Annotated in this window: 7 protein-coding genes; all 7 read right to left on the reverse strand. The window is 70.5% G+C overall.

Going from position 1 to position 5,157, the window contains the following annotated elements; translation table 11 throughout:
* Positions 1-235: 235 nt before the first annotated feature.
* Positions 236-928 (reverse strand): DsbA family oxidoreductase, encoded by a 693-nt coding sequence (locus QM641_RS12440; protein ID WP_415116953.1) that lies wholly within the window; start codon positions 926-928, stop codon positions 236-238.
* Positions 929-1,006: 78 nt separating this feature from the next.
* Complete coding sequence (locus QM641_RS12445) at positions 1,007-1,261, reverse strand: Txe/YoeB family addiction module toxin (RefSeq protein WP_415116955.1); 255 nt, start codon at positions 1,259-1,261, stop codon at positions 1,007-1,009.
* 6 nt (positions 1,262-1,267) lie between these two features.
* Positions 1,268-1,528 carry a type II toxin-antitoxin system Phd/YefM family antitoxin gene (locus QM641_RS12450; protein ID WP_415116957.1) on the reverse strand — a complete coding sequence of 87 codons (261 nt, stop codon included), beginning with the start codon at positions 1,526-1,528 and terminating at the stop codon, positions 1,268-1,270.
* An 89-nt stretch (positions 1,529-1,617) separates the two neighbouring features.
* Complete coding sequence (locus QM641_RS12455; RefSeq protein ID WP_415116959.1) at positions 1,618-2,616, reverse strand: NYN domain-containing protein; 999 nt, start codon at positions 2,614-2,616, stop codon at positions 1,618-1,620.
* Positions 2,613-3,425, reverse strand: a complete 813-nt coding sequence (locus tag QM641_RS12460; protein WP_415116961.1) for an isoprenyl transferase — start codon at positions 3,423-3,425, stop codon at positions 2,613-2,615. The genes QM641_RS12455 and QM641_RS12460 overlap by 4 nt, the downstream gene beginning before the upstream one ends.
* Positions 3,422-4,150, reverse strand: coding sequence for a DNA repair protein RecO (recO, locus tag QM641_RS12465; RefSeq protein WP_415116963.1), 729 nt, complete (start codon positions 4,148-4,150; stop codon positions 3,422-3,424). The genes QM641_RS12460 and recO overlap by 4 nt, the downstream gene beginning before the upstream one ends.
* Before the next feature lie 24 nt (positions 4,151-4,174).
* A partial coding sequence (locus QM641_RS12470) for an alpha-isopropylmalate synthase regulatory domain-containing protein (RefSeq protein WP_415116965.1) occupies positions 4,175-5,157 on the reverse strand: 983 nt, incomplete at its 5' end.

Genomic DNA, 5,157 nt, shown 5'->3' on the forward strand with positions numbered 1-5,157 from the left:
TCTGGACCAGCCCCACCGGACGACGCCACACCGACCGACCCGAACCCGTCATCCGGTTCGTCCCCCAGGAAGAGCTCCTCCCGCGACGACGAAAACTCGTCGAACACGCCCTCCTCAGCAGCGACAGTGACCATGGGGGCGGCGAACCGCCACCCTTCTGATCCGCGTGCCGATCGGCGAGGCCGGCGATACCGTCGGCGACGCGGACAGCTATCCCGTCGGCTACACCCGTCGGCTACGCGGTCGGCTTCGCCACCGGCGCCTCCGCGGCACGGTGCTCGTCCCACAGCTGGCGGGCGATCTGCGCGAACGCGTCGGCGGGCTGCGCGCCGCTGACGCCGTACTTGCCGTCGATGACGAAGAACGGCACGCCGTTGATGCCGTAGGCGGTGGCCTGGGCCTGGTCGGCGCGCACGGCGTCGAGGAAGCGGCGCTCCTCCAGCGCGGCTCGGGTCTCCGCGGCGTCGAGACCGACCTCCTCTGCCAGGGCCACGAGCTCGTCGACGCGGCCGAGGTGACGCCCCTCGGTGAAGTAGGCGGACATGAGCCGCTCGGTCATCGCCTGCTGCACGCCCTGCGCCTTCGCGACGTGGATCAGCTCGTGCGCCCGCACCGTGTTGGTGTGCTGCAGCACGTCGAAGCGGTACTGCAGCCCCGCCTCGGCGGCCGCGCCGCTCACGCGATCGAGCATCTGCTGGACCTGATCCCTCGGCATCCCCTTGTGCCCGGCGAGGAAGTCGATCTCGTCGCCCTCGAAGTCCACCGGGGTGTCGGGCGAGAGCTCGAAGGAGTGGTACGTCACCTCCACGACAGGCGCGTCGTCGCCAGCGGATGCCGCGGCCAATCCCGCTTCGAGATTGCGCTTGCCGATGTAGCACCACGGGCAGGCGATGTCGCTCCAGACGTCGATGCGGATCGGTGCGGTCATGGTGGCTTCAGCGTCTCGCCCACCGTCGGTATTCCCCGGTCGGCTACGCTCACGACGAGTGTGTACTCAGCTCTGCGCTCAGTAGTGGTACCGGGCCTGCAGGACGATCAGGTCATCGCCGTCGGCGAGGTAGACGAGCCTGTGCTCCTCGGTGATTCGGCGTGACCAGGCTCCCTGCGCACCGTACTTGAGCTGCTCCGGCTTGCCGATCCCGGCGCACGGATCACGCAGACACGCATCGACCAGGGTGTTGACACGCTTCAGCATCCGTGGGCCGGCGCTCTGCCAGTGGAGGTAGTCCTCCCAGGCGTTCCGCGTCCAGACCAGTCGCATCCGCGCTCAGACCACCTCGTCGGAGCGATCGAGTTCGTGCGGGACCGCGTCGCCGGCGCGTGCCTGCTCGTACGACTCGAGAAGGCGCCGTGCATTCGCCGGCGACCGGAACAGGTACGCCGTCTCCTGCCAGGCGGCGTACTCGTCGGCCGGCATGAGCACGGCGTTGCCACGCCGAGACACGATCTCGATCGCCTCTCGGTCGGCATTCACCCGCTCGATGAGCGGGAAGAGCGTCTTGCGCGCCTCGCTTGCGGTGATGGACATGGAAGCCATCCTCTCGGCCGACTCAAGTGGTACAACATTATTGTACCACTTAGTCTCGCCCCCGGAGTGTCCGCGGCGGGGGCTGATGGTCAGCCGGCGCGGGCACCATCGTGGGTGTCGACGACGTGCCAGAAGCGGTCCCGCAGCTGGAACCGGATGGCGTCGGACAGGTCGTACTCGCCCCGCACGTCGGACAGGTCGATGAGAAGCGCCCGATCCACCTCGCGGGGGATCGAGGGCCGGCCCGCCTGAAGGTCGTGGACGCGCCCGACCCCGCCTCCTCGCAGCCACGACGTCAGCACCTGCGCGCAGACCCTGTCGATCTGGGCGATGGTCTCGGGGTCGTCCGCGGGTCGCGACAGCTGCGTCGGGATCGCCCCGGTCGCCGAGCTGTACACGAGGTCGACCGAGCGCGCGGGAACCCGGGGGCCGGGAGTGCGCGCGGACGCGGCCGACGCCGCCGGCGCGGATGCCGCGGAAGGGGCGCGGTGACCGCCCAGCAGCGCCGGGGTCGGGATCGCATCGGCGGCCGTGTCGACCATGCTCCGCTTGGAGACGTTCTCGTCGACGAGGGCGCCGTCGAACACCTCCACGGCATCCGCGGCACGCTGCAGGTGCGCGCTCACGCCGTGCGCGAGACCCTCCCGGTCGGGGATCGCCAGCACGATCACCTGCACGCCGTGGGCCTGGGCCTCCTCGACGGCCTCGGTGAGGTCGTCGTCGCCGGAGACCAGGATGAAGACATCGGATGCCCGGTGCCGGGCGTGGGCGACCATGTCGAGCCCGATCCTCAGGTCGACGCCCTTCTGCTCGCCGTTGAACCCGACCCGCCCGAGCCGCAGCTTGACCCGCGAGAGCAGCCCGATCTCCTGCTGCGTCGTGTCGGGGATGCCGCCGCGCGCCGAGTCGTACCAGTGCAGGCGAAGGAGCGGCAGCCCGGCGGCGTCCTCCGCCCGCGCGATGAGGGCGTCGGCCAGCTGCGCGTAGCGCACGGCGATGCCGCTGCGCAGCGAGGTCCCGGTCACGCGCGTCGCCGCCGCCGCCAGCAGGTAGCCGGCATCCACGTACAGAGCACAGGTCGACCTCATCGTCGGCCCTCCTTCGGGGTGTCCACCGCGCCGCCGAAGCGGCGGTCGCGGTCGAGGTAGGCGCCGATCGCCGCCCACAGGTCGGTGCGCGAGAAGTCCGGCCACAGCGTATCGAGGAAGACGAACTCCGCGTAGGCCGACTCCCACAGCAGAAAGTTCGACGTGCGCTGCTCGCCGCTGGAGCGCAGGAACAGGTCGACGTCGGGCATGTCGGGCACGTACAGGTGCCGGCGCACGGTCTTCTCCGTGATCGCCGAGGGCTTCAGGCGCCCCGCGGCGACCTCGGCGGCGATCGCCCGCATGGCGTCGACGAGCTCGTGCCGGCCGCCGTAGTTGATGCACATCGTGAGGGTCAGCACGTCGTTGTCGCGCGTGAGGTCCTCGGCGATCCGCAACTCCTTGATGACAGATCCCCACAGACGCGGCGTGCGACCCGCCCAGCGCATGCGCACGCCCCACTCGTTGAGCTGGTCGCGCCGTCGGTGCAGCACGTCGCGGTTGTAGCCCATGAGAAAGCGGACCTCGTCGGGCGAGCGGCTCCAGTTCTCGGTCGAGAACGCGTAGACGCTCAGGTGCCGCACTCCCGCCTGGATCGCCCCGGCGACGACATCCAGCAGCACCTCCTCGCCGGCGCGGTGCCCCTCCACGCGGGTCAGCCCGCGGCGGTTGGCCCAGCGCCCGTTGCCGTCCATGACGATCGCGACGTGGTTCGGCACTCCCCCATGCGGGAAGGCGGGGGGCTGGATGCCGGTCCAGTCCAGCGGCCGGTACGGCACCGCGTCGCGGTGCGTGTACGGCTTCGGGGTCAACGGACCGTCTCCACGTGCGAGAGCGAGCGGATGCCGCGCTCCAGATGCCACTGCGTGTACGCGGCGATGAGCCCCGACGCGGCGGCGGCGGATGCCGGTGAGGCGGAGTCCACGGCATCCCACTCCCCCGACATGAGCGCGCGCAGCAGCGCGATCGTCTCGGGGCGCACGCGCGGCGAGCCCGCGGGGGCGCACGAGGCGCACACGGAGCCGCCCAGCTGCACGACGAACCCCTCGTGCGGGCCGGGACGGCCGCAGCGGGCGCACTCTTCGAGCCCGGGCGCCCAGCCCGACAGTGCCATCGCACGGAGCAGATAGGAGTCGAGGATCGCACGCGCGGCGTGGTCGCCGTGCGCGAGGGCACGAAGGCCCCCGACCAGCAGCAGGTACTGCTGCGGGGTCGCCTCGGCCTCGTTCAGGCGGTCGGCGGTCTCGACCATCGCGTGCGCGGCGGTGTACCGGTCGTAGTGCGTGACGATGTCGGCCCCGTACGCGCCGAGCGAGTCGGCCTGCTGCACGATGTCGAGCGAGCGCCCCTCGTACAGCAGCACGTCGGCGACCATGAACGGCTCCAGCCGCGAGCCGAACCGCGACGAGGTGCGGCGCACGCCCTTGGCGACCGCGCGCAGCTTGCCGTGACGGCGGCTGAGCATCGTCACGATGCGGTCCGCCTCGCCCAGTTTGTGGGTGCGCAGGACCACGACCTCGTCGCGGAAGGTGGGCACAGTCCGATTATCCCCTGCGCGGGGTCAGACGGCGGCGAGGACTCCCGAGCGCTCGCGCGTGCGGATCGCCCGGTTGACGCACGACACGATCGCCTTCAGCGACGCCGTCGAGATGTCGCCGTCGATCCCGACGCCCCACAGGCGCTGGTCGTCGACCTGCAGCTCGACGTAGGCCGCCGCCTGAGCGTCGCCGCTCGCGCTCAGCGTGTGCTCGACGTAGTCGTACAGCGAGATGTCGAATCCTTGTCTGCGCAGCACCTCCAGGAACGCCGCCACCGGCCCGTTGCCGTGTCCGGATGCCGCGACGCGGTCGTCGCCGTCGCGCAGCACGACCTCCAGCGAGACGTCGCCGGTCATGTCGCTCTGCGTGCGCGTGGACAGCAGCTCGAACCGACCCCAGCGGTGCTCGTCGACATCGGAGGGCAGGTACTCGTCGGTGAAGATCGACCAGATCTGGTCGCTGGAGACCTCGCCGCCCTCGGCGTCGGTCTTGGCCTGCACGACGCCGGAGAACTCGATCTGGAGCTTGCGCGGCAGGTCGAGGGCGTGATCGGCCTTCAGCAGGTAGGCGACACCGCCCTTGCCCGACTGCGAGTTGACGCGAATGACCGCCTCGTACGAGCGACCCAGATCCCTCGGGTCGATCGGCAGGTAGGGCACGGCCCACTCCAGCTCGTCGACCGACACGCCCTCGGCCTTCGCGCGGGTGTCCATCGCCTCGAAGCCCTTCTTGATGGCATCCTGATGCGACCCGCTGAACGCCGTGAACACGAGGTCGCCGGCCCACGGGCTGCGCTCGTGCACGGGCAGCTGGTTGCAGTACTCGGCGGTGCGCTTGACCTGGTCGATGTCGCTGAAGTCGATCTGCGGGTCGATCCCCTGCGTCAGCAGGTTGACGCCCAGCGCCACGATGTCGACGTTGCCGGTGCGCTCGCCGTTGCCGAACAGGCATCCCTCGATGCGGTCGGCACCGGCGAGGTAGCCGAGCTCGGCCGCCGCGATCGCCG

The organism is Microbacterium sp., from assembly GCF_047605725.1.
In the GTDB taxonomy this organism is placed as follows: Bacteria; Actinomycetota; Actinomycetes; order Actinomycetales; family Microbacteriaceae; genus Microbacterium.

Bases quoted from the DNA above. Each gene is read 5' to 3' on its own strand.
- QM641_RS12440 (WP_415116953.1), bottom strand. From the start codon at position 928: ATGACCGCACCGATCCGCATCGACGTCTGGAGCGACATCGCCTGCCCG.
- QM641_RS12445 (WP_415116955.1), bottom strand. From the start codon at position 1,261: ATGCGACTGGTCTGGACGCGGAACGCCTGGGAGGACTACCTCCACTGG.
- QM641_RS12450 (WP_415116957.1), bottom strand. From the start codon at position 1,528: ATGTCCATCACCGCAAGCGAGGCGCGCAAGACGCTCTTCCCGCTCATC.
- QM641_RS12455 (WP_415116959.1), bottom strand. From the start codon at position 2,616: ATGAGGTCGACCTGTGCTCTGTACGTGGATGCCGGCTACCTGCTGGCG.